This window comes from Pseudomonas sp. A34-9, from assembly GCF_029543085.1.
GTDB lineage: Bacteria > Pseudomonadota > Gammaproteobacteria > Pseudomonadales > Pseudomonadaceae > Aquipseudomonas.
In genome coordinates this window covers 1,902,366-1,926,888 of sequence record NZ_CP119967.1, presented here as the reverse complement: position 1 = coordinate 1,926,888, position 24,523 = coordinate 1,902,366, and the positions used below count along the sequence as shown (strand labels likewise).

Genomic DNA, 24,523 nt, shown 5'->3' with positions numbered 1-24,523 from the left:
AGCCTGCGGCAGCTCCTGCACATACATAGACAACAAGGAATGCGCAGTGAAAAAACTCTTTGGCGCCTCACTTCTCGCCGCCGGCCTGGCCCTGGCCAACATCGCTCAGGCAGCCCCGACGCTGCTCAACGTTTCCTACGACGTGATGCGCGATTTCTACAAGGACTACAACACTGCGTTTCAGAAACACTGGCAAGCCGAGCACAACGAAAACATCACCGTGCAGATGTCCTTCGGCGGTTCGAGCAAGCAAGCGCGCTCGGTGATCGATGGCCTGCCGGCTGACGTCATCACCATGAACATGGCCACCGACATCAACGCCCTCGCCGACAACGGCAAACTGGTGCCGGAAAACTGGGTCACGCGCCTGCCGAACAACAGCGCGCCGTTCACCTCGGCCACCGTGTTCATCGTCCGCAAGGGCAACCCGAAAGCCCTGAAAGACTGGCCGGATCTGCTCAAGGACGGCGTGCAAGTGATCGTGCCGAACCCGAAAACCTCGGGTAACGGCCGCTACACCTACCTGTCGGCGTGGGGTTACGTGCTGAAGAACGGTGGTGACGAGAACAAAGCCAAAGACTTCGTTGGCAAACTGTTCAAGCAAGCGCCGGTACTGGACACCGGTGGCCGTGCGGCGACGACCACGTTCATGACCAACCAGATCGGCGACGTGCTGGTGACCTTCGAAAACGAAGCGGAAATGATTGCTCGCGAGTTTGGTCGCGATCAGTTCGAAGTGATCTACCCGAGCGTTTCCGCTGAAGCCGAGCCACCGGTTTCCGTGGTCGACAAAGTGGTCGACAAGAAAGGTTCGCGTGCAGCGGCGGATGAGTACCTGAAATACCTGTGGTCGCCGGAAGGTCAGGAGATTGCCGCGGCGAACTATCTGCGTCCGCGTGATCCGGCGGTGCTGGCGAAGTACACCGATCGTTTCCCGAAAGTTGATTTCCTTTCGGTGGAAAAGACCTTTGGTGACTGGCGCACGGTGCAGAAGACGCACTTCAATGATGGTGGGGTTTTCGATCAGATTTACAGTGGGCAGTAAGGTTTAAGCAGATACGAAAGGGCGACCCACTAAGGTCGCCTTTTTTTGTGACCGCTTTACCCTCACCCCAGCCCTCTCCCGGAGGGAGAGGGAGCCTACCGAGGTGTCTGGCGAGTTACATCGACCTGAAAGACCTTATCGATTATGGATTCACCACAGCAAGTTCAGGTCGGCGTACCTCTCATGCATCCCCCAATCAGTCCCCTCTCCCTCTGGGAGAGGGCTAGGGTGAGGGGCTTTTACATCGGTGGCGTCACCCCATCCTTACCGGCGGAAATCGATTGCGCCGTCAGCGTGCCGTCCGCACTCTGCGTGACGAACGCAACGATCTTCACCCCAACCTTCAGCAAGCTTCGATCCCCCGGCACCAGATTAACGATCGGCACATCCTCCGGCACCAGAATCTTCTGCTGCCCACCCTTGTAGTTCACCGTCAGCACCCGCCCGTTGCTCACCACCAGATCACCGACACTGCCATTGGTCATGCTGCTGCCCTTGGCCAGATCGAACGGCCGATGGCCGTCACCGCTGCCCGCCAGCTCCGGCGGAAACACATGCACTTCCAGCGCCTTGAGCGTGCCATCTTCCTGCGGCATCGCCGCCGAACCGATGTAGCTGCCGGGTTTGATGTCTTCGATATTGGCCAGGGTTACGGCGCGGACCTTGGTCTCGCCAGTCAACTGGATCACCACGTTCTCGCCGCTGTTGACGTGGACTTTCAGGGTGTCGGCGCTGACCCCGGTGATCTCGCCGCGCACGCCAATGCGCATTCCGGGGGCATCGGCGGCCTGCACGCTCGTTGCGCTCAGCAGGCTGATCAGAACAATCGTTGCGGTATGGCGAAGCGTCTGACGAAACATTGCAATCCTCCGGTCATGAATGTTGAACAAGCCAATGCAAACATAAGCACGCTATCGAGCAGGATGTAAGTGAATGTATCATCGACCCGCAACGGTCGGACGCAAGGTTCGCCGATGGATGACATGCCGAGCGCTCCTGTTAATTGCGCAATGGAATAACTGATATCAACCGACGGCGTCTTCTGCCCTGCCGGTTTGTCCCATAGCCTCACTGCACTCCCTTTCGCTGGATCGAGAATTCTTATGACCGCCACAACTCACGCAATGACCCGGGGCATGGTTCTGCTGTTCGCTTTTTGCTGCGGCGCCATCGTTGCCAATATCTACTACGCACAGCCGATCATCGGCCTGATCGCGCCGGACATTGGTCTCTCCGACACCATGGCCAGTTTTATCGTGTCGCTGACGCAGATCGGTTATGCGCTGGGCCTGTTCTTTCTGGTGCCGCTGGGTGATCTGCTGGAGAACCGCCGGTTGATGATCATCACCACCGTGGTGGCGATTGCCAGCCTGTTGGCGGCGGCGTTTACCGATCAGCCGAATGTGTTCCTGCTGATCTCGCTCCTGGTGGGTTTCAGTTCGGTGTCGGTGCAGATTCTGATTCCACTGGCCGCGCATCTGGCGCCGGAAGAATCCCGTGGCCGCGTGGTCGGCGGGATCATGGGTGGCTTGTTGCTGGGCATCCTGCTGGCGCGGCCGGTGTCGAGTGTGGTGGCCGACCATTTGGGCTGGCGCGCAATGTTCATGATTGCCGCTGCACTGATGGCGGCAATCAGCGTGGTGCTGGCGTTGACCGTGCCCAAGCGTCAGCCTGATCACAGCGCTACATATGGTCAATTGATCGGCTCGTTATGGACGCTGCTGCGCCAGCAACCGGTACTGCGCCAGCGCGCGTTTTATCAAGGCTGCATGTTCGCTACCTTCAGCCTGTTCTGGACCGCCGTGCCATTGGAACTGGCGCGCAACCATGGCCTGTCACAGAGCGAGATCGCCATCTTCGCCCTGGTCGGCGCCATCGGTGCCATCGCCGCGCCGATCAGTGGCCGTCTCGCCGACGCCGGTCACACCCGCATCGCCTCGCTGCTGGCCATGCTGTTCGCCAGCCTTAGCTTCCTGCCTGCCTTCATTCACCCGGCCTACAGCGTCATCGGCCTGGCCGTGACCGGCGTGGTACTGGACTTCTGCGTACAGATGAACATGGTGCTTGGCCAACGCGCGGTCTATTCGCTGGACGCCAAAAGCCGCGGTCGCCTGAACGCGCTGTACATGACCAGCATCTTTATCGGCGGCGCATTCGGCTCATCGGTGGCCAGTGCGGTGTATGAACATGGCGGCTGGTTGTGGATCGTGATTGTCGGCAGTGCGTTTCCGCTGCTGGCGTTGTTGCGGTTTTTGAGTGTTTCGCAGCGTGGTTCATTGGCGACGGCATAAGGCGTCAAAAGCTTCGCGAGCAGGTTCGCTCCCACAGGGTATTCGCTGACCTGAGGGAGCGAGAACACTCAATACCGAACCGGTTTCTCCATTGCCGCATCCGCCAGAAAGGAGGAGCGGCTTTTGATGTTGTGTTCGCGCACATAACGATCGATGCGCTGAATCACATAACCGGGCGAGGGTCAGTGTTTCAACGGGAAGGATGGCCAGCGCCAAGGCGCGGGCGTTTGTTGAGTATGTTCAGGGGTTGTTCGTCAGCGAACATTGAGGCCTCATGTTTCGTTTATTGCGATTTTCGTTTAATTCGAATAACTTCCTGACATCCCTATTGAGAATGTCGGAACTCCCTCATGTCGATCATTACCCATTCACCAATCAACCTACCTGTAGAGCGCGAAGTCAAAGCCGCCATCGAAGGCCAACGCGCCTTGGCCGCTTACCTCGCGACTCAGTTTGAAACTCAGCACATCCAGATTTTCGATGAGCAAAACGAAGCTCACAGCATCGAACTGCCCACCTCGGCCTTGCGACTTCTCACCGACATTCTCGCGGCATTGGCTGAAGGCAATGCCGTCAAGGTCGTGCCGATTCATGCCGAACTGACCACTCAGGAAGCCGCTGACCTGCTCAATGTCTCACGCCCGCACATGATTAAACTGCTGGAAAGTGGCGAGATTTCCTACCACAAAACCGGCAAGCACCGACGTGTGCGCTTTGCCGATTTGATGGACTATAAGACCCGGCGAGAGACTGCCAGCGAACAGGCGATGGCGCTACTCGCAGAGCAGGCTCAGGCATTAAGGACAGGATACGAGTGAGGCATTCCTCTTTCACAGCTGTATACGATGCATGTGTTTTGTACCCCGCCCCTTTGAGAGACTTCCTGATGTGGCTTGCCCTCTCGGGGCGGTTCCGGGCGCGATGGAGCAAGGAGATTCACAGCGAATGGAAACGCAATCTATTGAAGAACCGCACTGACCTGACCATGGAACAACTGGATCGTACGTCTGAATTGATGGACCGCGCGATCCCCGAAGCTTGCGTCTGCGACTACGAAGAACTGGTCAACGGACTGTCATTGCCCGATCAGGATGACCGTCATGTACTGGCGGCAGCCATTCGCTGTGGCGCAGGCGTCATCGTGACGTTCAACTTGAAAGACTTTCCCGATACGCAGCTCGCCCCTTTTGGTATCGAAGCACAGCATCCCGATGAGTTCGTCGAAAACCTGTTCCATCTTGATTCGGCAGCAGTTGTCTCTGCCGCCCAAAAGCAGCGAAAACAACTGAAAACGCCAGCGATGGATGTCGAGTCGTTTTTGCGCTTACTGCAAAGACAAGGATTGACCCAGTCGGTCCAAGCGCTTGAAGGTTATCGCGCCATTCTCTGAAGCTCTCAGCACAAACGACAGACAGCAAAACGGCGATCCAAAGATCGCCGTTTTCATTCATTGCCCGAATTGCTTGCCCAACCCCGGCGGTACGCCGTGGATGTTGGTGTCTTCCCACGGGCCGTTAGGGCTGATCGAGCGGCTCCAGCCGTTGTTCCAGCGATAGTAGGTGCGCTGGCGGTAGAAGGTGTTGGTCTGATCGTCGAGGACGTAGACGCCGAGTTTCTGGTCCCAGTGACTGTTGCCGCCCGGTGGCGGGGCGAAGCTGGCCGAGGTGCGAGGAACCGGTTTGGCCGGTTTGGCGGGGATGCTTTTGCCCGGTGTCGGTGAGGTCGACGGGGTCGGGCTCGGCTGTGACGGCGGGATCGGCGGCAGGTTGGTGGTCGGTTCCGGTCGTTGCACCGCACATGCACTCAAGCCCAGGGCCAGTGTGAGGACTGTGATTCGGGCGATGGTGTGCATGGCGGTGCTTTCCTGTTGTGTCCGGTTATTTGTCCGGGCTGTCGATGGTCAGTTTCTGTAGCGCGGTGGTGCTGCTGGCCAGCGGGCCGCTGCGACCGACCCACTCACCGGTGGTCGGTTGACCAGCCCGTGAGATGCGCGCAACCAGTTGGACTTCAGGAAAGTTCGACAGTTTCAACTGCGGCATCATGGCGTCGGCGTCACCCAGCTCGACGGTCACCGGCAGATCGGCCACGGTCAGGCGCTTGGCCGCCAGCGGTGCCGGTGGGCCGGACGTGGCGCGGGCAAAGATGAACACGCTGTCGCCCGGTTGCACTTTGCCTCTGAGTTCGCTGGCCAGATCGACGCTGACTTTCAACAGCGCGGCTTTCGCGGCGACCGGGGCCGCAGCAACCTTACCGCCGCTGGCTTCCAGACGTTCGGCAGCGCGTTTGATCCCGCCTTGCAGCGCGGCGCGGGAATTGTCGTCCGGCGGCAATTGCGCCAGCAAACGGTTCCAGTAATCGATGGCTTCCTGATAACGCTCGCCCTCAAACGCGGCGATGCCAAGCAGACCGAGGCTGGTGACCTCTTTCGGATCCGCCTTCAGTGCTTCGTCAGTCAGCGCCTGAATCTTCGCCGACCACTTTTTGCCGTCAGCAAAATACTGCGCCTGAGCCCACTGGCCGAGCAGTTCCGGTTGGCGACCGGCCAGATTGGCAGCGCGCTCAAACATCTTCGCCGCGTCCGCCGGGCGCTCTTGCGCCATGTAGGTCCGGCCGAGGAAATACAGACCTTCGGCAGAATCCGGTTGCGCCGCGACGGCGCGCTCCAGACGCTGGGTCATCTCTTCCATCGACTGCGGTGCCTGGGCAAATTCGCGGGTCAGCTCGACTTTGTCGGCAGCGCCGAAGTGCATATACAGACCCAGACCCAACACCGGCACCAAGACTGCTGCCAACAGTGGCAACGGTTTACCCAGTTTCGACACACGCGGCGCGGCAACCCCTTCGGTATCCGCCAGCAATTCACGCGCCGCCTCGGCGCGGCCGCTGTCCATTTGCGCGGCGTCGAGCACGCCTTCAGCCTGTTGCGATTGCAACTCGGCGACACGCTCCTGATACAGCGCGACGTTCAGGGCAGTCCGATCCTCTTCACGCTGGGCGCGACGCTCACGCAAAACCGGGATCAGCAGAAAACTCAGGGCGACCAGAAGCAACAGCCCTGCGGCAAGCCAGAAATCAATCATTCTTGGTTTTTATCCAACAGTTGGTCGAGGCGCTGACGCTCTTCGATGGACAGCGCTTGCGGAGTTTCGGCACGCTGGCCGCGACGACGGCGGACGATCACTGCGATCACCACGACACCACCGAGCAGCAGACCGGCCGGGCCGAACCACAGCAGTGCGGTCTTGGTGTTGAGCGCCGGTTTGTAGCGGACGAAATCACCGTAGCGATCCACCATGAAGTCGATGATCTGCTGGTTGTCCTTGCCCTCGCCGAGCATGCGGAAAATCTCTTTGCGCAGGTCAGCGGCAATCGGTGCGTTGGAGTCGGCGATGTCCTGGTTCTGGCACTTGGGGCAGCGCAGTTCCTTGGTCAGCTCGCGGAAACGCTCGCGATCACCTTCTTTGGCAAACTCGTAGGTGTCGATGGCCGCATGAGCCACACCGACCAGACTCAAGCCCAAAACCAGCGTAGCCAGAAAGCGCTTCATGGTTTGGCCTCGTCGACCAGCGCCTGATACTTGGCCGCGAGTTTTTCGCGCCAGACCTGCTCGTCGATCACCCCGACGTATTTGTCGCGGATGATGCCCTTGGCGTCGATGAAGAAGGTTTCCGGAGCGCCGTAGACGCCGAGGTTCAGGCCCAGCGAGCCTTCGTCGTCACGGATATCCAGCACATACGGATTGTGGAACTCGGCCAGCCACTTCAAGGCATCGGCGTTGGTGTCCTTGTAGTTGATGCCGTAGATCACCACGCCGCGCTCGGCGAGCTTATTCAATACCGGATGCTCGACCCGGCAGGAAATGCACCAGGTGCCCCAGACATTGACCAGCGCCGGTTTGCCGAGAATGTCAGCCTTGGTCAGGCTCTTGTCGCCCTGCACGTTGGGCAGGGAAAACTCCGGGAACGGCTTGTTGATCATCGCCGACGGCAGCTCCGCAGGATCAAGGTACAGACCGCGATAAAGAAACACCGCCACCAGCAGGAAAATCGCCAGTGGCACCAGCATCAACCAACGTCTCATGCAGCCGCTCCCGTCATGCCCAGCGCTTCACGCACACGGGCTTTCACCTTGACCCGATAACGCCGATCCAGCGCCGCCAGCAACCCACCGAAGCCGGTGAGCAAACCGCCGAACCAGATCCAGCGCACAAACGGTTTGACGTGCACGCGCACCGCCCACGCGCCGTTGTCCAGCGGCTCGCCGAGGGCAACGTAAAGGTCACGGGTGAAACCGGCGTCGATGCCGGCTTCGGTCATCATTGAACCCTGCACGGTGTACAGACGTTTTTCCGGGTGCAGCACACTGATTTCCTTGCCGTCGCGAATCACCCGAATGGTGCCTTTATCGGAGGTGAAGTTCGGTCCTTCGAAGTGCTTGGCGCCTTCGAAGATGAAGTGATAACCGGCCAGGTCCATCGACTCGCCCGGCGCCAGACGCAGGTCGCGTTCGGCACTGTTCTGGCTCGACAACACCACGCCCAAGGCGCACACGGCGATGCCGAGGTGGGCGATCTGCATGCCCCAGTAGCTGCGAGTCAGCGTCGGCAGGCCTTTGATCAGACCTTTGTGGCGAGTCTTGTCGACGATGTCACGCACACCGGCAAGCAACACCCACGCCGCGAGCAGGAAAGTCGCGATCACTGCCCAGTTGAAATCGCCGTAAGCGACACCGGCCACCACCGCCAGCGCGACGCTGCCGAGCAGCACTGGCGTGAGCATGCCGGCCAGCCATTTCACCGGAGTGTCCTTCCAACGGACGATCACGCCGACCGCCATGACCAGCATCAGCAACGCCATCAACGGAATGAACAGCGCGTTGAAGTACGGCGGGCCAACCGACATCTTCGCGCCGCTCAGGGCATCGAGAATCAGTGGGTAAAGGGTGCCGAGCAGGATCATCGAAGCGGCGACGACCAGCACCAGGTTGTTGCCCAGCAACAGGGTTTCCCGCGACCACAGGTTGAAACCAACCTGACTCTTCACCACTGGCGCACGCAGGGCGAACAGCGTCAGCGAGCCACCCACAACGAACAACAGGAAGATCAGAATGAACACGCCGCGCTCAGGGTCCGAAGCAAACGCGTGCACCGAGGTCAGCACGCCGGAACGCACAAGGAAGGTCCCGAGCAGGCTCAACGAGAACGCGGCAATCGCCAGCAGCACCGTCCAGCTCTTGAACACGCCACGTTTTTCCGTGACCGCCAGCGAGTGGATCAGCGCGGTTCCGACCAGCCAAGGCATGAACGAGGCGTTTTCCACCGGGTCCCAGAACCACCAGCCGCCCCAGCCGAGTTCGTAATACGCCCACCACGAACCGAGGGTGATACCGATGCCGAGGAACGCCCAGGCGACGATGGTCCAAGGACGCGACCAGCGTGCCCACGCCGCATCAAGACGACCGCCCATCAACGCGGCGATGGCAAAGGCGAACGCTACCGAGAAACCAACGTACCCCATGTACAACATCGGCGGATGGACGATCAGGCCGATGTCTTGCAACAACGGATTCAAGTCAGCGCCATTGCTGGGCATTTGCGGCAGGATGCGTTTGAACGGGTTGGACGTGAGGATCAGGAACAGCAGGAAACCGGTGCTGATCATGCCCATCACCGCCAGTACACGAGCGAGCATGACTTGCGGCAACTGCCGCGAGAACACCGACACGGCAAAGGTCCAGCCGCCGAGGATCAACGCCCACAACAGCAACGAACCTTCGTGGGCGCCCCACACCGCGCTGAATTTGTAATACCACGGCAACGCGGTATTGGAGTTGTTCGCCACATACGCGACGGAGAAGTCATCGGTCATGAACGCGTAGGTCAAAATACCGAATGCGAACAGCAGAAAGGCAAATTGGCCCCACGCCGCTGGCTGCGCCAGACTCATCCAGAAACGGTCACCGCGCCAGGCGCCAACCAACGGCACCACGGCCTGCACCAGCGCGAAACACAATGCCAGAATCATCGCCAGATGACCGAGCTCAGGAATAAAAATCGTCGACGTCATCGATCAACCCTCCTTCGCAGGCGTTGGTGCGGATTGACCGCTGTCTTTCAAGGCTTTGGTCACTTCCGGTGGCATGTACTTCTCGTCGTGCTTGGCCAGCACTTCATCGGCCACCACCACGCCGTTGGCATTGAGCTTGCCAAGGGCGACGATACCCTGCCCTTCGCGGAACAGGTCCGGGAGGATGCCGCGATAAGTAATGGTCACGGATTTGTTGAAGTCGGTAACGATAAATTTGACGTCGAGCGAATCCGGCGAACGTTGCAGCGAACCCTTCTCGACCATGCCACCGGCGCGGATGCGCGTGTCTTGCGGCGCTTCGCCGTTGGCGATCTGGGTCGGGGTGTAGAACAGATTGATGTTCTGCTGCAGGGCGCTGAGGGCCAGGCCGACGGCAGCGCCGACCCCGACCAGAATGGCCAGAATGATGATCAGACGTTTCTTGCGCAGCGGATTCACTTGCCGTTCTCCCGGCGCAGACGACGCGCCTCTTGTTGCAAATAGCGCTTGCGGGCCGCAATCGGCGCCACCACGTTGAGGATCAGCACCGCCAGACAGATGCCGTAGGCCGACCAGACATACAGGCCATGATGGCCCATGGCGAGGAAGTCGCCGAATGAAGCAAAACTCATCGAGCGGCCTCCAGACTGTGCTGCACTTCTTCTTTCACCCAACTGGCGCGGGCTTCGCGCTTGAGCACTTCCAGGCGCATGCGCAACAGCAGCACGGTGCCAAAGAAGCAGTAGAAGCCCAGTACCGTCAGCAACAGCGGCAGCCACATTTCCGCCGGCATCGCCGGTTTTTCCGTGAGGGTGAAGGTCGCGCCCTGGTGCAGAGTGTTCCACCACTCCACCGAGTATTTGATGATCGGGATATTGATCACGCCGACGATGGCCAGCACCGCGCAGGCCTTGGCGGCGCTGTCGCGGTTGCTGATGGCATTGCCCAGCGCGATCACGCCGAAATACAGAAACAGCAGAATCAGCATCGAGGTCAGGCGCGCGTCCCAGACCCACCACGAACCCCAGGTCGGTTTGCCCCAGATCGCCCCGGTAACCAGCGCCACGGCGGTCATCCACGCGCCGATCGGTGCGGCGCATTGCAGGGCGACGTCGGCCAGTTTCATTTTCCACACCAGCCCGACCACACCGCACACCGCGAGCATCACGTAGATCGACTGAGCGAGCATCGCGGCAGGCACGTGAATATAGATGATGCGAAAGCTGTTGCCTTGCTGATAGTCCGGCGGCGCGAAGGCCAGGCCCCAAACGACGCCGACGCCAATCAGCAGCAACGCTGCGATGCTCAGCCACGGCAAGAACTTGCTGCTGATGCCGTAGAACCACTTGGGCGAGCCGAGCTTGTGAAACCAGGTCCAGTTCATACTGTTTCCATCACGGGTGCCGCTCATCGGTGTGAGCAGTCTCAGGGTCTTTGCTGGTTAAATTTTAACCAGACCTCATTATTCGCCGACGCTGATCTTCAGGCCAGCCGCTATTGCAAAAGGTGTCAGGGTGATCGCCAGGGCGGTCAGGCTACCAAGCCACAGCAGATACCCGGTCGCCGGCATGCCTTGCAACGCCGCCTGCAAGGCGCCACTGCCCAGGATCAACACCGGGATGTACAACGGCAGAATCAGCAGCGCCAGCAACAGGCCGCCCCGCTTCAGACCGACCGTCAGTGCCGCGCCCACCGCGCCGAGCAGGCTCAGCACCGGTGTTCCCAGCAGCAACGAAAACAGCAAAACCGGCAGGCATGCGGCAGGCAAACCGAGCATCAACGCCAGCAACGGTGAGAGCAAAACCAGCGCCAGACCGGAGAAAAGCCAGTGTGCCAGCACCTTGGCCAAGACCAGAAGTGGCAGCGGGTGCGACGAAAGGACCCACTGTTCCAGGGAGCCGTCTTCGAAATCACTGCGGAAAAGCCCGTCCAGCGAGAGCAGGACCGACAACAGCGCCGCCACCCAGACTAACCCGGGGGACAGGTTTTGCAACACTTGAGTTTCCGGGCCGACGGCCAGCGGGAACAACGCGATGACGATGGCGAAGAAAATCAGCGGATTGGCCAGCTCCGCCGGGCGGCGAAACAGCAGTCGGGATTCACGGGCAACCAGCAGGCCAAACACACTCATACTGCCCAGTTCCCCAAATCGATGTCGCGATAACCGGCCGGCATCCGGCTCAGCGTGTGGTGCGTGGTCAACACCACCAGACCACCGCGTTCGCAGTGCCCGGCCAAATGTTCTTCGAGCTGCGCCACGCCCTGTTTGTCGAGGGCGGTGAACGGCTCATCGAGAATCCACAGCGGCGGACTGTCCAGATATAAACGCGCCAGCGCCACGCGGCGTTGCTGACCGGCGGACAGGCTATGGCAGGGAACATCTTCGAAACCGCGCAATCCTACGGCTGCCAGCGCTTGCCAGATGGCATCACGCTCGGCGGGATGATGCAGCGCGCAGAGCCATGACAGGTTCTCTTCCGGGGTCAGCAGATCCTTGATCCCGGCGGCGTGGCCGATCCACAGCAGGTTGCGTGCGAGTTCGCTGCGTTGTTCGGTCAGCGGCTGGCCATTGAGCAAAACTTGCCCGGCGGTCGGCTGCATCAGCCCGGACAGCAAACGTAACAGGCTGGTTTTGCCACTGCCGTTGGGGCCACTGATCTGCACCATATCGCCACTGGCCAGCCTCAATTCGAGATTTTCGAAAAGCAGCCGCAGATCACGTTCACACGCGAGGGCAACGGTTTGCAGGACAGGACTGGTCAAGGGATCACGGGCCTTATACGGTTCAAGTCGGCTCTGGCGCGGCCGTTAAAGAGATGCAGCATAGATGCATTGACGGCTCGATCCAGCGAGCCAGGTCAAACAATTGCTATGTTTTTTGAACGAAGCGCAAGACGGGCGGCATTATACATGCCGTGCCTTACTCTCAAGAGTGCATTTTCCTCAGGTTGTGTCCGCGTATGACAGGCGAAATGAACATCCTCCCGCTCCCGCCCACCACCCCGGCGACCGTTCGCCCGCAGGTCGGTGAGCTGCTCAAGCTGCTGACCCCGGTCGAAGGCCTGATCGGCGCCGGGCAAAGTGCCAAGGCCGAGGTGTTATCGCTCAAGCAGGCGGACCAGACCTTTCAACTGTTGCTCAAAGTGACGCTCGACAGCGGCCGCCAGACCACCGTGCAGGCGACCAGCAATTTGCCGTTGCCCCAAGGCACCAGCCTGGCGATCACTCAGCCGTCGGCGGGCAATCTGGCGATTACCGTGCAGCAGGCGATTGCCAGCAGCGTCGCCGCCCTCACCCGCATCGACACCGCACAACTGCCGGTCGGCACCCTGCTGCAAGGCAAAGTGCTGACCTCGCAGGCGCTGCCGCAGACGCCGGGGCAAGCCGCGGTATTCCGTTCGCTGGTCACGCTGCTCAATACCGCGCAGAGCGGCAGCACACTGACCATCGATAGCCCGCAGCCGCTGCGCATTGGCACTTTGCTCTCGGCGTTGGTGGAAGACTCACAAACCCTGAAATTCCTGCCAATGAGCAGCCGCCAGGAACAACTGGCCGTCAGCCAGCAACTGCTCGGCCAGCAAAGTCGTCAGGCGTCGCTGAGCGGGTTGTTGAACGCGCTGCAAAACCTGCCACCCGCCACCGATCAAACCTCTGCGGATTTGCGCGCCGTGGTCGACAAACTGCTCGCCAGCCTTCCGGACGTGCAACAACTGAGCACCGCCAAAGGCGTGGCGCTGGCCCTGGCCAACAGCGGCGCGTTCCTCGAAGCCAAACTGTTGACCGGACAAACCCCGACGCTGGCCCCGGACATGAAAGCCGATCTGCTCAAGCTGATCGCACAACTGACCCCGGGCCTGCCGAGCAGCACCAATTTCAACGCGATCATCGCCGCCAACACCTTGGCACAGGCGCTGCCGAGCTTCGTGCGTAATGCCCTCGGCATGCTTGGGCAGGTCAGCGCCAAACCGCTGCCGAGCAGCTTCCCGCTGCCCGAGCGCTTGCTGCAAAGCCTGGACGGCGAAGGCGATCTGGAACAGTTGCTGCGCCTCGCCGCTGCCGCTGTTTCGCGCCTGCAAAGCCATCAACTGTCGAGCCTGGAACAGACCGGCGTCACCGACGATGGGCGCCTGCTCAGCACCTGGCAGCTGGAAATCCCCATGCGCAACCTGCAAGACATCGTGCCACTGCAGGTCAAGTTCCAGCGTGAAGAAGCGCCGGAGCGAGAACCGCAGCCGAACGAACGTCGTGACGAGCGCGAACCCAGGCAACAACTGTGGCGCGTCGATCTGGCGCTCGACATGGAACCGCTCGGGCCGATGCAGATTCAGGCGCAGTTGATCGCCGGCAGCCTGTCCGGCCAACTGTGGGCCGAACGGCCGTACACCGCCGACCTGATCGAAAACAACCTGTTCGCCCTGCGCCAGCGCCTGCTCGATCGCGGGCTGAACGTCGGCGACATCGACTGCCACCACGGCACGCCGCCGCAAGGCAACCAAACCCGCCTCGAACACCGCTGGGTCGACGAAACCGCATGAACGATTCCACTGCCCCACGCCAGGCCATCGCCCTCAAATACGACGGCAACCACGCGCCGACCCTCACCGCCAAAGGTGATGACGAACTGGCCGAAGAAATCCTGCGCATCGCTCGCGATTGCGAAGTGCCCATCTACGAGAACGCCGAGTTGGTGCGCTTATTGGCGCGCATGGAACTGGGCGACAGCATTCCCGAAGAGCTGTATCGCACGATCGCGGAGATCATCGCGTTTGCGTGGAATCTGAAGGGAAAATTCCCCGAGGGGCAGGATCCCAATGCGCCGATGGTCGAGAAGGACGTTACCGAACGTGGGGATGATTATTAGGCCTTGCAGGCAGCAATCTTTTATCGCTTACCCTTTGAAACTTCAGATCCGTTAATCACCTTAGCTGACTGAAAACTCCCCTTCATTATTTACCGTTTATCGCAACTGTCAGATCTGACAGTTGCGCGAAAAGTCGCTGTTGTCGCCTGATGAAGTGACAGCTCCGATGGAATAGTTCTCGGCGCTGCCCTGACAGGAGCACTCCGATGACTTTGCCCCCCGAGACCGATGAGAACTCCACGGACAGCAATGCGCTGGCCCTCGGAGCCCCACATATTCCCGCATGGATTTCACCGATTGGTGGTGGTGAGGGTTACCACGGTGGCATTGGTGCCGCCCCCCTGAATGCCGATCTGCTCGTCAGCGTTGATCCGTGGCTCGATAACGCAATAGGCCAAAAGTGCCAGCTCTTCTGGGACGACGGCGTGACTCCCGTACTGACGGAAATCATCGACACCCCGGAAAAACTTAAAGCCCCCCTCCTTTTCCATGTACCGGCAGGCCAGATACTGGATGGAAGCGCGTTTCCGGTTTTTTATCGTGTTATCCGTTCCAGCGGCAATGAAGCAGACTCGTCCAAGCTCAACATTTTGGTTAAACGTACGCTGCCGGGCGGCGTGCTCGACAAGCCCGAGCCACAAGGTCATCCCCGTCTGCTTTATAGCTTCACGCCGGATATCAAGGATGGCGTTGATAGCGAGATGGCCAGACAAGGGATTGTCATGCGTATCGAGCCCTATCTGAACATCACGCCATTCGACCGCATCGTCGCGCGATGGGGTGATGAAGAACAGGTGACGTTTTATCCCGTCACCCCAGAGCAAATAAGCGACCCGCAAAACCATCCGATTTTGATCAGGTTCGACGAAGACCTGATCAAGCGTGCGGGCGATGGCAAACATTCGATTACCTTCCAAGTGATCGATCGCTGTGGAAACCGTCCACACGCTTATGCCCCTTGGGCAATTCCCACTGAAGTCAAGGTAAACGTGAATCGCATACCTGCCCCAACGGTGACAGGCGAACAAGGCGGGGTGCTGGACCCTGCTTACGTTTCCAACATTCAGGTCGTCGCATCAGGTATTGGTCTGTTGGCCGGCGATAGCGTACGCGTTCATTGGCAAGGGCGAATAGAGCGCGAGACAACAGCCAAGACTTACTCAGGAAGTGGAGCGCTGGAGTTCCAGGTACCGTCAAGTTGGGCCAACGAAAGCGACCAACACTCGGTCAGTGTCACTGTGCGAGTGGTTCGAGGAGAGGCAAAGCCTGAATCCGAGGCTAAAACCTTCACAGTTAAAACCACGATCATCTTGAAGTCGCCAAAAATCCTGGAAGCCTACGGGACCCAAGGCGATCGCCTGAAAATGTCCGATATTTACACCGCCAGGCACATAACCGCTCGTATTGAACAATATGTAGGAATGGCGATAGGGCAAACCATCCGCCTCCGTTACGCGTCCGCGCGGCATGTCTACGACAGCGCAATCACCACGGTGACGAGCGTTGGCGCAATGGACCTGAACGTTCCACGCATGGAAGTTGTGGATTCCATCGGCAGTACCGTTCCCGTCAGTTTCACGGTACGTACCTACCCGAACGGCCCGTTGCACCGATCTGTTCCATTAAATCTGGCTGTGGACGCTCAAGAATTCGTGTTGCCCCCTCCAAGGCTTACCCCCGACCTAACCACAGTGACGGTGCGATATCCGGCAATGGCCAACGGATATCAGGCGCGCGTCCGTTTCGGCGGAATCATCACCCGCAGGACGCAATGGCAGGATATGAAAACAGGGGTCACCGCAGAATTTTCTATCCCTGCGGGCTGGGTATCAGAAAACAAAGGAAAAACCGTATTGATCAACTACAGCGTCAATCGGACCGGTATCGATGAGCAAAGCCAGTTCTCTCAGGTATTGAGAATCGAGCTGTAAGCAGTACGGGTAACCGGCCGCGCACTTGATTTCCCCAAAAGGAGTTAAAGAGATGAGCACTGAATTAAATGTATTAAACCTTACTGCCCCCAAAGTTCTGGAGGCCTACGGTGCTGACGGTAATCGTCTGAACTTCAACGACGTTTATGACAGCACACATATCAATGTACAGGTGCCACACTACGTCGGCATGCTCGGCGGACAAGCCGTGACGGCGCGCTGGACAAATGGTCGCTATAAATATGACACCGAGACGTTAATCGTTGGCACCCCCGGGCCTCTCAACTTCAGAATTCCTCGACTTGAAGTGATCGACTCCATTGGCAGCCTTGTCACTGTCAACTACAGCGTCCGCTTGAGTCCTGGCACGCCGCTGCTCATTTCCAAATCGCTCTCACTGAATGTAGATCAACAAATGTTTGACCTCAGCGAACCGCGACTATCGGGTGACAGAAAAAATGTGACAGTCAAGTTCTTGAACATGACTTCCGGTTATACCGTAAGAGTAAGGTGGCATGGCGTGGTGGTCCGGGATACTGAAAGCCAGCCGATTCAAAACAGTTCCTCGATGGCATTCAGCATTCCACCAGGCTGGATAAAGGAGAACGCAGGAGAAACAGTATTGATAAACTACAGCGTTCACCGATCCGGCTCGAATGACAATCTGATGTTTTCTCGTGTATTGCGCGTCAGTCTTTGAATACTTCCGCAAAAAAGGCATAAGGTGCAGACAAACCACACCTTATGCCTTTACTTTTCTTTAGCTGAGCCGATACATCACGTTCAACGACCTGTTAACGTCGCGGCCTGATCTCCTTCGTGAAAACTGAAGACTGCCGCGGCTCCTGGCGAGAGGTCGACCCTGATAACAGGCAACACATCACCGGTGATGTTGAAATAATCCTGTTGAATGTATTTCGCGCCGGTCACGCCAGCACCACCGCCCTGATGCTGCAGATAGAAAAAAGCATACAGCGGTAGTTGCTTTGGAATATCTTGCGGCCAAAGAGACAGAATTATTTCGTTGTGATGCGAACGCTCCCCCGCTGGCGGCTCAAAATGCGCTCGCGCATCAAGACTGATGGCAAACTGTTCAACACTTGAAGTGAATCCACATTGATGTCTGTTTCTGTTTGAAAAATATCCAGAACCCGCCACCGCTCGATAATGTGTCTTCCACTTCTCCAGAGTGTTCACGCCTTCTTCCGGGCAGGAATGGCTATTGGTCGGATAGGAACTGTGCGCTCCACAACCACCAGTGCCTGCGCGGTACCAACTCGCCGCATCCGTAGGAAACGAGCACAGTAGGCTGATCGGATAGGTTTCCAGTCGCTCTGCAGTGGCGAAGTCCTTGAAAATGAATCCGTGTAGATCTCCCCAAGCCAAGGTTGTGATACCCAAATCCTTACGCAAGTACGAGAAAGGAACGCCTTTCTTGTTGATTGCCGTAGGGCTTGGATTCCAGGAATGGTAAGACGGCTTGGCCCCGGTAGTACGCACTATCACACCACTGCAATAATACGCGGGCTTTCCGCTACAGTTGTTTGAAACATTGTTATATCTACTATTCAGTCTCTCAGCGACTAACTGCCCAAACCTTTGATCTTTCGCATCAAAACTGAATATTTGCTTGTTGGCTGCGGCCATATTGATTTTTACAATAGGCACATACAAAGAAGTCTCAAGATAATACTCACGCTGAAACTTCTGAGCATCCACCAACTTGGCGGGCGTCAATGCGTCGTAAAACACCGCCTCCACGGGTAGCTTTTCAGGCTTGCGTTCATCCCAGGTTTCAACCAGAACCTCAGTGGGTTTGGCCGTCCACGTTGTATCCACGAGTTTGTGTGCTTCCAGACTGGCCTTGAATTGCGCAGCGACAACCGTACTTAACGAACATTGGTTTTTTGGCAAAGAATCATGTTCTTTGAAATTCTTCAACCATGCAGCAGCCGTAACGGGCGAGCCCCATAACTTGGCACAATTGGCAAGATCGGGATCCGCTTGCGCCACTTTCGGTGCAAACCCACAACCGTGATCTGCCCGTTCATTGAGTGATTCGGTCGGAAAAGGGAAAATACAACGCAAACTCACGGCCTTACCCACCGCCAATGCCGAAGTCTGGTCTTTCAAGATAAAACCGCTTTTTCTGTTTCCGTTAAGTGCAGTACTACCCACATCCGAACGAATATAAGTGAATGCAACGGAGCCAAGTTTTGTCGCCTGCGAACCATAATCCCAAAATTTGAAGAAGGTACTGTAGTCCACCGCTCGCAAAAGAACGCCAGAACAATAATAGGCGGGAGTTCCATTTGCACACTGCGCGACATTGCTTTGATATTTTGCATTCAGGTCCACTACTAGCGCCGGACCAGACATGGCATTAACAGCAGCGGAAAAAACTAAAGTCAAGAACAGTAAGAGTTTCATATCCATACCCTGATGAAGTTGATTTCATCTTGAGTATGTTGAGCATCGAAGATCGTTATCTACTGTCAGATCTGACAGTCCCGACCAGCGGTCTTTTATACCGAAATAAAAAGATCGCACCCTTCAGCAGCTCCTACGGGGAAATGCGAATCCCGATGCAGGCGCTGCCGAAGGCTGCGATCTTTTGATCTTGCTTGCCGCTGAAAGCTCGAAGCTCCTAGCTGCTTTTGTGCAACTTGCGCATCAACTCCGCCTCAGCCTGGGTCAACCCACAGGACTGAGTCAGTTCATCGACGCTGGCGCCCATGCCCACCAGTTTCGCCGCTTGGGCGAATGACAGGCTCGACGGGTCGCGCTGTTCCAGCGCAACAATCTTGTCCGGCAACGGACCGACTACCGCGCGCAACTCGTGCAGGGCGTCGCCCATGCGCACGTTGCCGTTCTGGTAATCGTCGACACGCTTGGCCAGTTCCTTGATGCGCTGATCACGCAGCGCATCGCCCTGAGCCTGTTGCGCAGCGATTACTTTTTGCGCCTTGATGTACGACACAAACATTGCCAGCGTGCCTGCCCAGAAGAGGAACAGGACAATGACCGCGACTTCGAGAATCAATCAGATGTTCTCCAGATCCGACCATTCTTCTTCGCTCATCATCTTGTCCAGCTCGACCAGGATCAGCAACTCGTTGTTCTTGTTGCACACGCCCTGGATGAACTTGGCCGACTCTTCGTTGCCGACGTTCGGCGCCGTCTCGATTTCCGACTGACGCAGGTAAACCACTTCGGCCACGCTGTCGACCATGATGCCGACGACTTGCTTGTCGGCTTCGATGATGACGATACGGGTGTTGTCGCTGATCTCGCCGCTGTTCAGGCCGAAGCGCTGACGGGTGTCGATCACGGTGACCACGTTACCGCGCAGGTTGATGATGCCCAGCACGTAGCTAGGCGCACCCGGCACTGGAGCGATCTCGGTGTAGCGCAGCACTTCCTGCACGCGCATCACGTTGATGCCATAGGTTTCGTTGTCCAGCTTGAAGGTCACCCATTGCAGGATCGGATCTTCAGAACCCTTTGCCGCCGTCGCCTTGTCGTTCATACCCTAGCCCCTCGAAGTACCGCCCTGGCGGTTTATGTTTCGTTTTCCGGCATATCGATGCCGGTAGTGTCTGTTATGTCGGTTTGTGGCTCGGCTTACTGCCGGACATGTGCCTTGCCCCGCCGCTGGCGATCAACTCGGCCAGTGCGGAAACATCGAGCAAGGCGCACATGTGTTCAATCACGGTGCCGGCGAGCCATGGCCGCTGACCCCGGTGACTTCTCCATTTGATTTCATTCGGATCAAGACGCAACGAACGACTGACCTGATGCACCGCCAGGCCCCACTCGTATCCTTGTACCGAAATCACGTACTGCAAGCCCTGACGGAAGTCATCGCGATAGCGATCCGGCATGACCCAGCGCGCGGTGTCCAACACTTTCAGGTTGCCGGCCTGGCTCGGCAAAATCCCGAGGAACCATTCCGGCTGACCGAACAGCGGCGTCAGCTCGTGGCCGGCCAGCGAATAGATCGAGCCGAGGCACACCAGCGGCACGGCCAGCGTCAGGCCGGCGACGTCGAACAACAGGCATTCGAACGCTTCCGAAGCCCAGGCCGGGCGGCCATCGGTTTCCACCGGCGGCGGCGTGTTATTCGGCGGCAGATGCACTTCCACCAGCGGCGGCACCAACGTCTGCTCGACGGGTGCAGGCGCAGCGGCTGCTGGAGCCGGTGCAGCCACCGCCGGTTCCGGCGCGGTTTTCAGCAATTGGGTTTGCAGCAGCGGTGCCAGTGTCGAAACCGACGCGCGAACCGGTTCGGCTGCTTCGATCAGTGCCACCGGTGCCTTGGCTGCAGGTGCAACGGCAGGCGCGACAACTGGCGCAGCAGGCCTGGCCGCTTTCTGTGCGTCACGCGCCTGCTCCTCCAATACCGCCGCCTGGAACTCGTCCAGCGCTTCGCTGTTGTCCACAACGTCAGGCTGCGCCTCGATCACCGGCGGCAGCTCTTCAGGAATCTCCTGCAGCAAGCCATCCAGATAAGACTGCAGCGCCAGTTGCGGCTTCGACGTCAACTTAACCGGCCGATTCATGCGCAACCCCCTGTAGGAGCTGCCGCAGGCTGCGATCTTTTGATCTTTTCAGGAGTACCGCCAGGCAAGATCAAAAGATCGCAGCCTGCGGCAGCTCCTACAAGGTTCAACATCATCTCAAGCCACCTGCGGAACAAGTTGTTGCGCCAACAGATGTTTGAGCAGCGCGCGGTATGCCAGCACGCCACGGCTCTTGCCGTCGAATTGCGAAGGCGTGACACCGGCCCGGCTGGCATCGCGCAGACGGGTATCGACCGGGATGTAACCCTGCCATATCTCCTCGGGGAATTTGTCGCGCAGCACACGCAAGGTATGCATGGAGGCTTGCGTACGGCGATCAAACAGGGTCGGCACAATGCTGAACGGCAGCGCCTGTTTGCGCGAGCGATTGATCATCGCCAAGGTGTTGACCATGCGTTCCAGGCCTTTCACAGCCAAGTGTTCGGTCTGCACAGGGATCACCAGTTGCTGGCTCGCTGCGAGGGCGTTGACCATCAGCACGCCGAGCAACGGCGGACTGTCGATCACCGCGTAATCAAAGTCCTGCCACAGCTGCGCCAGACTCTTGGCGATCACCAGACCGAGGCCACTCTGCCCCGGCGACTGTCGCTCAAGCGTCGCCAGTGCGGTGCTCGATGGCAGCAGCGAAATACGTTCGTCACTGGTCGACAGCAGCAACTGCCCCGGCAGGCCTTGCGGCACGCTGCCCTTGTGCAGAAACAGATCGTAGTTGCTGTGTTCCAGGCTGTCGGGGTCGTAACCGAAATAGCTGGTCATCGAGCCGTGCGGGTCGAGATCGACCACAACCACGCGCTTGCCCGCCTCGGCCAGCAATCCGGCTAAAGCGATGGAAGATGTGGTTTTACCGACACCACCCTTTTGATTGGCGACTGCCCAGACTCTCATTCAGTTCGTTCCTCCCGGCCGATATGCTCGACCGAGACATAGCTCAGCGTGTTAATGCGGGTGACGGAGAATTGACGGCACTCTCGCGTCCCGGCGTCTTGACCGGGGTCGGTGCAGTTTGTGTGCCAGCACGCTTCAACGCAGCGTCCGGTTGCGCATTGGCGGTTCCGGTGCCCGTGAGGCTGCGGCGCACATCGAGATTGCGCGACACCACCAGCACTACGCGACGGTTTTTCGCACGGCCTTCGGCGGTGGCGTTATTGGCGACCGGCTGGAACTCACCGTAACCCACCGACGCCAGGCGACCCGGGTTCACACCCTGCATCGCCAGCATGCGAACGATGCTCGCCGAACGCGCCGAGGACAGCTCCCAGTTGGTCGGGTACTGCGCGGTGCGAATCGGTTGATCATCGGTGAAACCCTCGACGTGGATCGGGTTATCGAACGGTTTCAGAATCGCCGCGACCTTGTCGATGATGTTGAACGCGATGTCGCTGGGCATGGCATCGCCGCTGCCGAACAACAGGCTGGAGTTGAGTTCGATCTCGACCCACAGCTCGTTGCCACGCACGGTCATCTGATTGGAACTGATCAAGTCACCGAAGGCGGCGCTGATGTCATCGGCAATGCTTTTCAGCGGGTCACTGGCACCGGCGATACCGGCGTCAACCTGTTCGGCGTCCTTGACCAGCGGCTTGGCCGGGGTCACGGTTTTCGGCCGCTCATAACCAATCGGGATCGGCTTGAGCGAGCGATCGGAGTCGGTGAAGACCCCGATCAATGCTTCGGAAATGACTTTGTACTTGCCTTCGTTGATCGACGAGATCGAGTACATCACCACGAAGAACGCGAACAGCAAAGTAATGAAGTCAGCGTAGGAAACCAGCCAGCGTTCGTGGTTTACATGCTCTTCCTGGTGGCGACGACGGGCCATGAGGTTATTCCCTTAATCCATGAAGCCTTGCAGCTTCAACTCAATGGAGCGAGGGTTTTCACCTTCGGCGATCGACAGGATCCCTTCCAACAACATTTCGCGATAACGCGACTGCCGCAGCGCGATTGACTTCAGCTTGGCCGCGACCGGCAGCAACACCAGGTTGGCACTGGCCACGCCGTAAATGGTCGCGACGAACGCCACGGCGATGCCGCTGCCCAGTTGCGTCGGATCCGCGAGGTTGCCCATCACGTGGATCAGGCCCATCACCGCACCGATGATGCCGATGGTCGGCGCGTAGCCGCCCATGCTTTCAAAGACTTTCGCCGCTTCTATGTCGCGGGCTTCCTGGGTGTAGAAATCCACTTCGAGGATACTGCGGATCGCTTCCGGCTCGGCACCGTCGACCAGCAGTTGCAGGCCTTTGCGCGAGTAGTTGTCGGGTTCGGCATCAGCCACGCCTTCCAGACCCAGCAGGCCTTCCTTGCGCGCGGTGAGGCTCCAGTTGACGACGCGATCAATGCCACCGGCCAGATCGACCCGTGGCGGAAACAGAATCCAGGCAAGGATCTGCATGGCGCGTTTGAACGCGCTCATCGGCGATTGCAGCAGTGCGGCACCGATGGTGCCGCCCAGTACGATCAATGCCGCCGGGCCGTTGGCCAGCGCACCGAGATGACCACCCTCAAGGTAGTTACCACCGATGATGGCGACGAACGCCATGATGATCCCGATAAGGCTTAAAACATCCATCAGATACACGCCTCGACAATGTGTTTGCCGATGTCGTCGAGGCTGTATACCGCGTCGGCGAGGTCGGCTTTAACGATGGCCATCGGCATGCCGTAGATCACGCAGCTTGCTTCGTCCTGCGCCCACACCGCGCTGCCGCCCTGCTTGAGCAGACGTGCGCCTTCACGGCCGTCGGCGCCCATGCCGGTCAGCACCACCGCCAGAACTTTGTCGCCGTAGGATTTCGCCGCAGAACCGAAGGTGATGTCCACGCACGGCTTGTAGTTCAGACGCTCGTCGCCCGGGAGGATTTTCACCGCGCCACGGCCATCGATCATCATTTGCTTGCCACCCGGGGCCAACAACGCCAGGCCCGGACGCAGGATGTCGCCATCCTCGGCTTCCTTGACGCTGATGCGGCACAGCTTGTCGAGACGTTCGGCGAAGGCCTTGGTGAACGCTGCCGGCATGTGCTGGATCAACACGATCGGCGCCGGGAAATTCGCCGGCAACTGAGTCAACACACGTTGCAGCGCCACCGGGCCGCCCGTCGAGGTGCCGATGGCCACCAGTTTGTAAGCCTTGCGTTTCGGTGCCGGCGACGAAGCGCTGGCAGCCGGCGCACGACTTGCGACAGGCGCATGCACAGGCGCCGGACGGGCCGGAGCGCTGGTGCTGTGGCTGCTGAAGCTGGATGCAGCCGGGGTCGGTGCAGGCGCAGGCGCAGCCACTGGCGCAGGTGCGCTATAAGCACTGAAACGACGATTACTGCGCGAGATGCTATGCACCTTTTCGCACAGCAACTGCTTGACCTTCTCCGGGTTGCGCGAGATGTCTTCGAAGTTCTTCGGCAGGAAATCCACCGCGCCGGCGTCCAGCGCATCCAGGGTGACCCGGGCGCCTTCGTGCGTCAGCGAGGAGAACATCAACACCGGAGTCGGGCAGCGCTGCATGATGTGCCGCACTGCCGTGATGCCGTCCATCATCGGCATCTCGTAGTCCATGGTGATCACGTCCGGCTTGAGCGCCAGCGCCTGATCGATCGCCTCTTTACCGTTGGTGGCGGTGCCGACCACCTGAATGCTCGGATCCGCTGAAAGAATTTCCGAGACGCGGCGGCGGAAAAAACCCGAATCGTCCACCACCAGGACTTTGACTGCCATAAACACTCCATTAGGTGCAGCGGGACGTTGTCG

27 protein-coding genes and 1 pseudogene are annotated in these 24,523 nt (G+C 58.7%); 8 read left to right on the top strand and 20 right to left on the bottom strand.

Annotated features, from left to right (window positions below):
• Positions 1-46: 46 nt before the first annotated feature.
• Positions 47-1,045, top strand: coding sequence for a sulfate ABC transporter substrate-binding protein (locus P3G59_RS08625; RefSeq protein ID WP_034151535.1), 999 nt, complete (start codon positions 47-49; stop codon positions 1,043-1,045).
• Between the two features lie 239 nt (positions 1,046-1,284).
• Here the strand turns inward: P3G59_RS08625 and P3G59_RS08620 are convergent, their stop codons facing one another.
• Positions 1,285-1,905 carry a DUF5666 domain-containing protein gene (locus tag P3G59_RS08620; RefSeq protein ID WP_277761226.1) on the bottom strand — a complete coding sequence of 207 codons (621 nt, stop codon included), beginning with the start codon at positions 1,903-1,905 and terminating at the stop codon, positions 1,285-1,287.
• A gap of 243 nt (positions 1,906-2,148) precedes the next feature.
• Here P3G59_RS08620 and P3G59_RS08615 point away from each other — a divergent pair, with 243 nt between their 5' ends.
• Positions 2,149-3,336: an MFS transporter gene (locus tag P3G59_RS08615; RefSeq protein WP_277761225.1), complete on the top strand. Its 1,188-nt coding sequence runs from the start codon at positions 2,149-2,151 to the stop codon at positions 3,334-3,336.
• Between the two features lie 68 nt (positions 3,337-3,404).
• On the opposite strand, the pseudogene P3G59_RS08610 reads toward P3G59_RS08615, so the two are convergent.
• Positions 3,405-3,512: pseudogene (locus tag P3G59_RS08610) on the bottom strand (type II toxin-antitoxin system HicB family antitoxin); the annotation flags it as partial.
• A gap of 174 nt (positions 3,513-3,686) precedes the next feature.
• On the opposite strand from P3G59_RS08610, the gene P3G59_RS08605 reads away from it, so the two are divergent.
• Both P3G59_RS08605 and P3G59_RS08600 read left to right on the top strand, forming a co-directional pair.
• Positions 3,687-4,154, top strand: coding sequence for a helix-turn-helix domain-containing protein (locus P3G59_RS08605; protein ID WP_277761224.1), 468 nt, complete (start codon positions 3,687-3,689; stop codon positions 4,152-4,154).
• A complete protein-coding gene (locus P3G59_RS08600) occupies positions 4,151-4,726 on the top strand; it encodes a PIN domain-containing protein (RefSeq protein WP_277761223.1) in 576 nt (191 codons plus the stop codon). Before P3G59_RS08605 ends, P3G59_RS08600 begins: the two co-directional genes overlap by 4 nt.
• Positions 4,727-4,783: 57 nt before the next feature.
• Here P3G59_RS08600 and P3G59_RS08595 read toward each other — a convergent pair whose 3' ends face one another.
• From P3G59_RS08595 to ccmA, 10 genes are all read right to left on the bottom strand, one after another.
• Entirely contained in the window at positions 4,784-5,188 is a 405-nt protein-coding gene (locus P3G59_RS08595; protein WP_158830025.1) for a hypothetical protein, read from the bottom strand.
• Between the two features lie 25 nt (positions 5,189-5,213).
• Positions 5,214-6,416 carry a c-type cytochrome biogenesis protein CcmI gene (ccmI, locus tag P3G59_RS08590; RefSeq protein ID WP_277761222.1) on the bottom strand — a complete coding sequence of 401 codons (1,203 nt, stop codon included), beginning with the start codon at positions 6,414-6,416 and terminating at the stop codon, positions 5,214-5,216.
• A complete protein-coding gene (locus tag P3G59_RS08585; protein WP_277761221.1) occupies positions 6,413-6,883 on the bottom strand; it encodes a cytochrome c-type biogenesis protein in 471 nt (156 codons plus the stop codon). The genes ccmI and P3G59_RS08585 overlap by 4 nt, the downstream gene beginning before the upstream one ends.
• Entirely contained in the window at positions 6,880-7,416 is a 537-nt protein-coding gene (locus P3G59_RS08580; protein WP_016987490.1) for a DsbE family thiol:disulfide interchange protein, read from the bottom strand. Before P3G59_RS08580 ends, P3G59_RS08585 begins: the two co-directional genes overlap by 4 nt.
• The gene (locus tag P3G59_RS08575; protein WP_277761220.1) at positions 7,413-9,401 is read right to left on the bottom strand and encodes a heme lyase CcmF/NrfE family subunit; all 1,989 of its coding nucleotides are present in this window, start codon (positions 9,399-9,401) and stop codon (positions 7,413-7,415) included. The genes P3G59_RS08580 and P3G59_RS08575 overlap by 4 nt, the downstream gene beginning before the upstream one ends.
• Before the next feature lie 3 nt (positions 9,402-9,404).
• A complete protein-coding gene (gene ccmE, locus P3G59_RS08570) occupies positions 9,405-9,860 on the bottom strand; it encodes a cytochrome c maturation protein CcmE (RefSeq protein WP_277761219.1) in 456 nt (151 codons plus the stop codon).
• Positions 9,857-10,033 (bottom strand): heme exporter protein CcmD, encoded by a 177-nt coding sequence (gene ccmD, locus P3G59_RS08565; protein ID WP_003222944.1) that lies wholly within the window; start codon positions 10,031-10,033, stop codon positions 9,857-9,859. The genes ccmE and ccmD overlap by 4 nt, the downstream gene beginning before the upstream one ends.
• Positions 10,030-10,785 carry a heme ABC transporter permease gene (locus P3G59_RS08560; protein ID WP_123452759.1) on the bottom strand — a complete coding sequence of 252 codons (756 nt, stop codon included), beginning with the start codon at positions 10,783-10,785 and terminating at the stop codon, positions 10,030-10,032. The genes ccmD and P3G59_RS08560 overlap by 4 nt, the downstream gene beginning before the upstream one ends.
• A gap of 78 nt (positions 10,786-10,863) precedes the next feature.
• Positions 10,864-11,532: a heme exporter protein CcmB gene (gene ccmB, locus P3G59_RS08555; protein ID WP_008083427.1), complete on the bottom strand. Its 669-nt coding sequence runs from the start codon at positions 11,530-11,532 to the stop codon at positions 10,864-10,866.
• A complete protein-coding gene (ccmA, locus tag P3G59_RS08550) occupies positions 11,529-12,164 on the bottom strand; it encodes a cytochrome c biogenesis heme-transporting ATPase CcmA (RefSeq protein ID WP_034151524.1) in 636 nt (211 codons plus the stop codon). The genes ccmB and ccmA overlap by 4 nt, the downstream gene beginning before the upstream one ends.
• A gap of 197 nt (positions 12,165-12,361) precedes the next feature.
• Here ccmA and P3G59_RS08545 point away from each other — a divergent pair, with 197 nt between their 5' ends.
• The 4 genes from P3G59_RS08545 (at position 12,362) to P3G59_RS08530 (ending at position 16,893) form a co-directional block, all read left to right on the top strand.
• The gene (locus P3G59_RS08545; RefSeq protein WP_277761218.1) at positions 12,362-13,936 is read left to right on the top strand and encodes a flagellar hook-length control protein FliK; all 1,575 of its coding nucleotides are present in this window, start codon (positions 12,362-12,364) and stop codon (positions 13,934-13,936) included.
• Positions 13,933-14,262 carry an EscU/YscU/HrcU family type III secretion system export apparatus switch protein gene (locus tag P3G59_RS08540; protein WP_095050198.1) on the top strand — a complete coding sequence of 110 codons (330 nt, stop codon included), beginning with the start codon at positions 13,933-13,935 and terminating at the stop codon, positions 14,260-14,262. The genes P3G59_RS08545 and P3G59_RS08540 overlap by 4 nt, the downstream gene beginning before the upstream one ends.
• A gap of 206 nt (positions 14,263-14,468) precedes the next feature.
• Positions 14,469-16,193 (top strand): hypothetical protein, encoded by a 1,725-nt coding sequence (locus P3G59_RS08535; RefSeq protein ID WP_277761215.1) that lies wholly within the window; start codon positions 14,469-14,471, stop codon positions 16,191-16,193.
• Between the two features lie 52 nt (positions 16,194-16,245).
• Positions 16,246-16,893 carry a hypothetical protein gene (locus P3G59_RS08530; RefSeq protein ID WP_277761213.1) on the top strand — a complete coding sequence of 216 codons (648 nt, stop codon included), beginning with the start codon at positions 16,246-16,248 and terminating at the stop codon, positions 16,891-16,893.
• 83 nt (positions 16,894-16,976) lie between these two features.
• Here the strand turns inward: P3G59_RS08530 and P3G59_RS08525 are convergent, their stop codons facing one another.
• From P3G59_RS08525 to P3G59_RS08490, 8 genes are all read right to left on the bottom strand, one after another.
• On the bottom strand, positions 16,977-18,623 hold the full coding sequence (locus P3G59_RS08525) for a hypothetical protein (RefSeq protein WP_277761212.1): 1,647 nt from the start codon (positions 18,621-18,623) through the stop codon (positions 16,977-16,979).
• A gap of 217 nt (positions 18,624-18,840) precedes the next feature.
• Positions 18,841-19,236 carry a DUF2802 domain-containing protein gene (locus P3G59_RS08520; RefSeq protein ID WP_277761211.1) on the bottom strand — a complete coding sequence of 132 codons (396 nt, stop codon included), beginning with the start codon at positions 19,234-19,236 and terminating at the stop codon, positions 18,841-18,843.
• Positions 19,237-19,722 (bottom strand): chemotaxis protein CheW, encoded by a 486-nt coding sequence (locus tag P3G59_RS08515; protein ID WP_108226832.1) that lies wholly within the window; start codon positions 19,720-19,722, stop codon positions 19,237-19,239.
• Positions 19,723-19,795: 73 nt separating this feature from the next.
• Complete coding sequence (locus tag P3G59_RS08510) at positions 19,796-20,755, bottom strand: CheW domain-containing protein (protein WP_277761210.1); 960 nt, start codon at positions 20,753-20,755, stop codon at positions 19,796-19,798.
• A 117-nt stretch (positions 20,756-20,872) separates the two neighbouring features.
• Positions 20,873-21,661: a ParA family protein gene (locus P3G59_RS08505; RefSeq protein ID WP_007919990.1), complete on the bottom strand. Its 789-nt coding sequence runs from the start codon at positions 21,659-21,661 to the stop codon at positions 20,873-20,875.
• A gap of 43 nt (positions 21,662-21,704) precedes the next feature.
• Positions 21,705-22,595: a flagellar motor protein MotD gene (gene motD / locus P3G59_RS08500; RefSeq protein WP_277761209.1), complete on the bottom strand. Its 891-nt coding sequence runs from the start codon at positions 22,593-22,595 to the stop codon at positions 21,705-21,707.
• A 12-nt stretch (positions 22,596-22,607) separates the two neighbouring features.
• Positions 22,608-23,348: a flagellar motor protein gene (locus tag P3G59_RS08495; RefSeq protein WP_003222929.1), complete on the bottom strand. Its 741-nt coding sequence runs from the start codon at positions 23,346-23,348 to the stop codon at positions 22,608-22,610.
• Complete coding sequence (locus P3G59_RS08490; protein WP_277761208.1) at positions 23,348-24,490, bottom strand: chemotaxis response regulator protein-glutamate methylesterase; 1,143 nt, start codon at positions 24,488-24,490, stop codon at positions 23,348-23,350. Before P3G59_RS08490 ends, P3G59_RS08495 begins: the two co-directional genes overlap by 1 nt.
• Positions 24,491-24,523 lie beyond the last annotated feature (33 nt).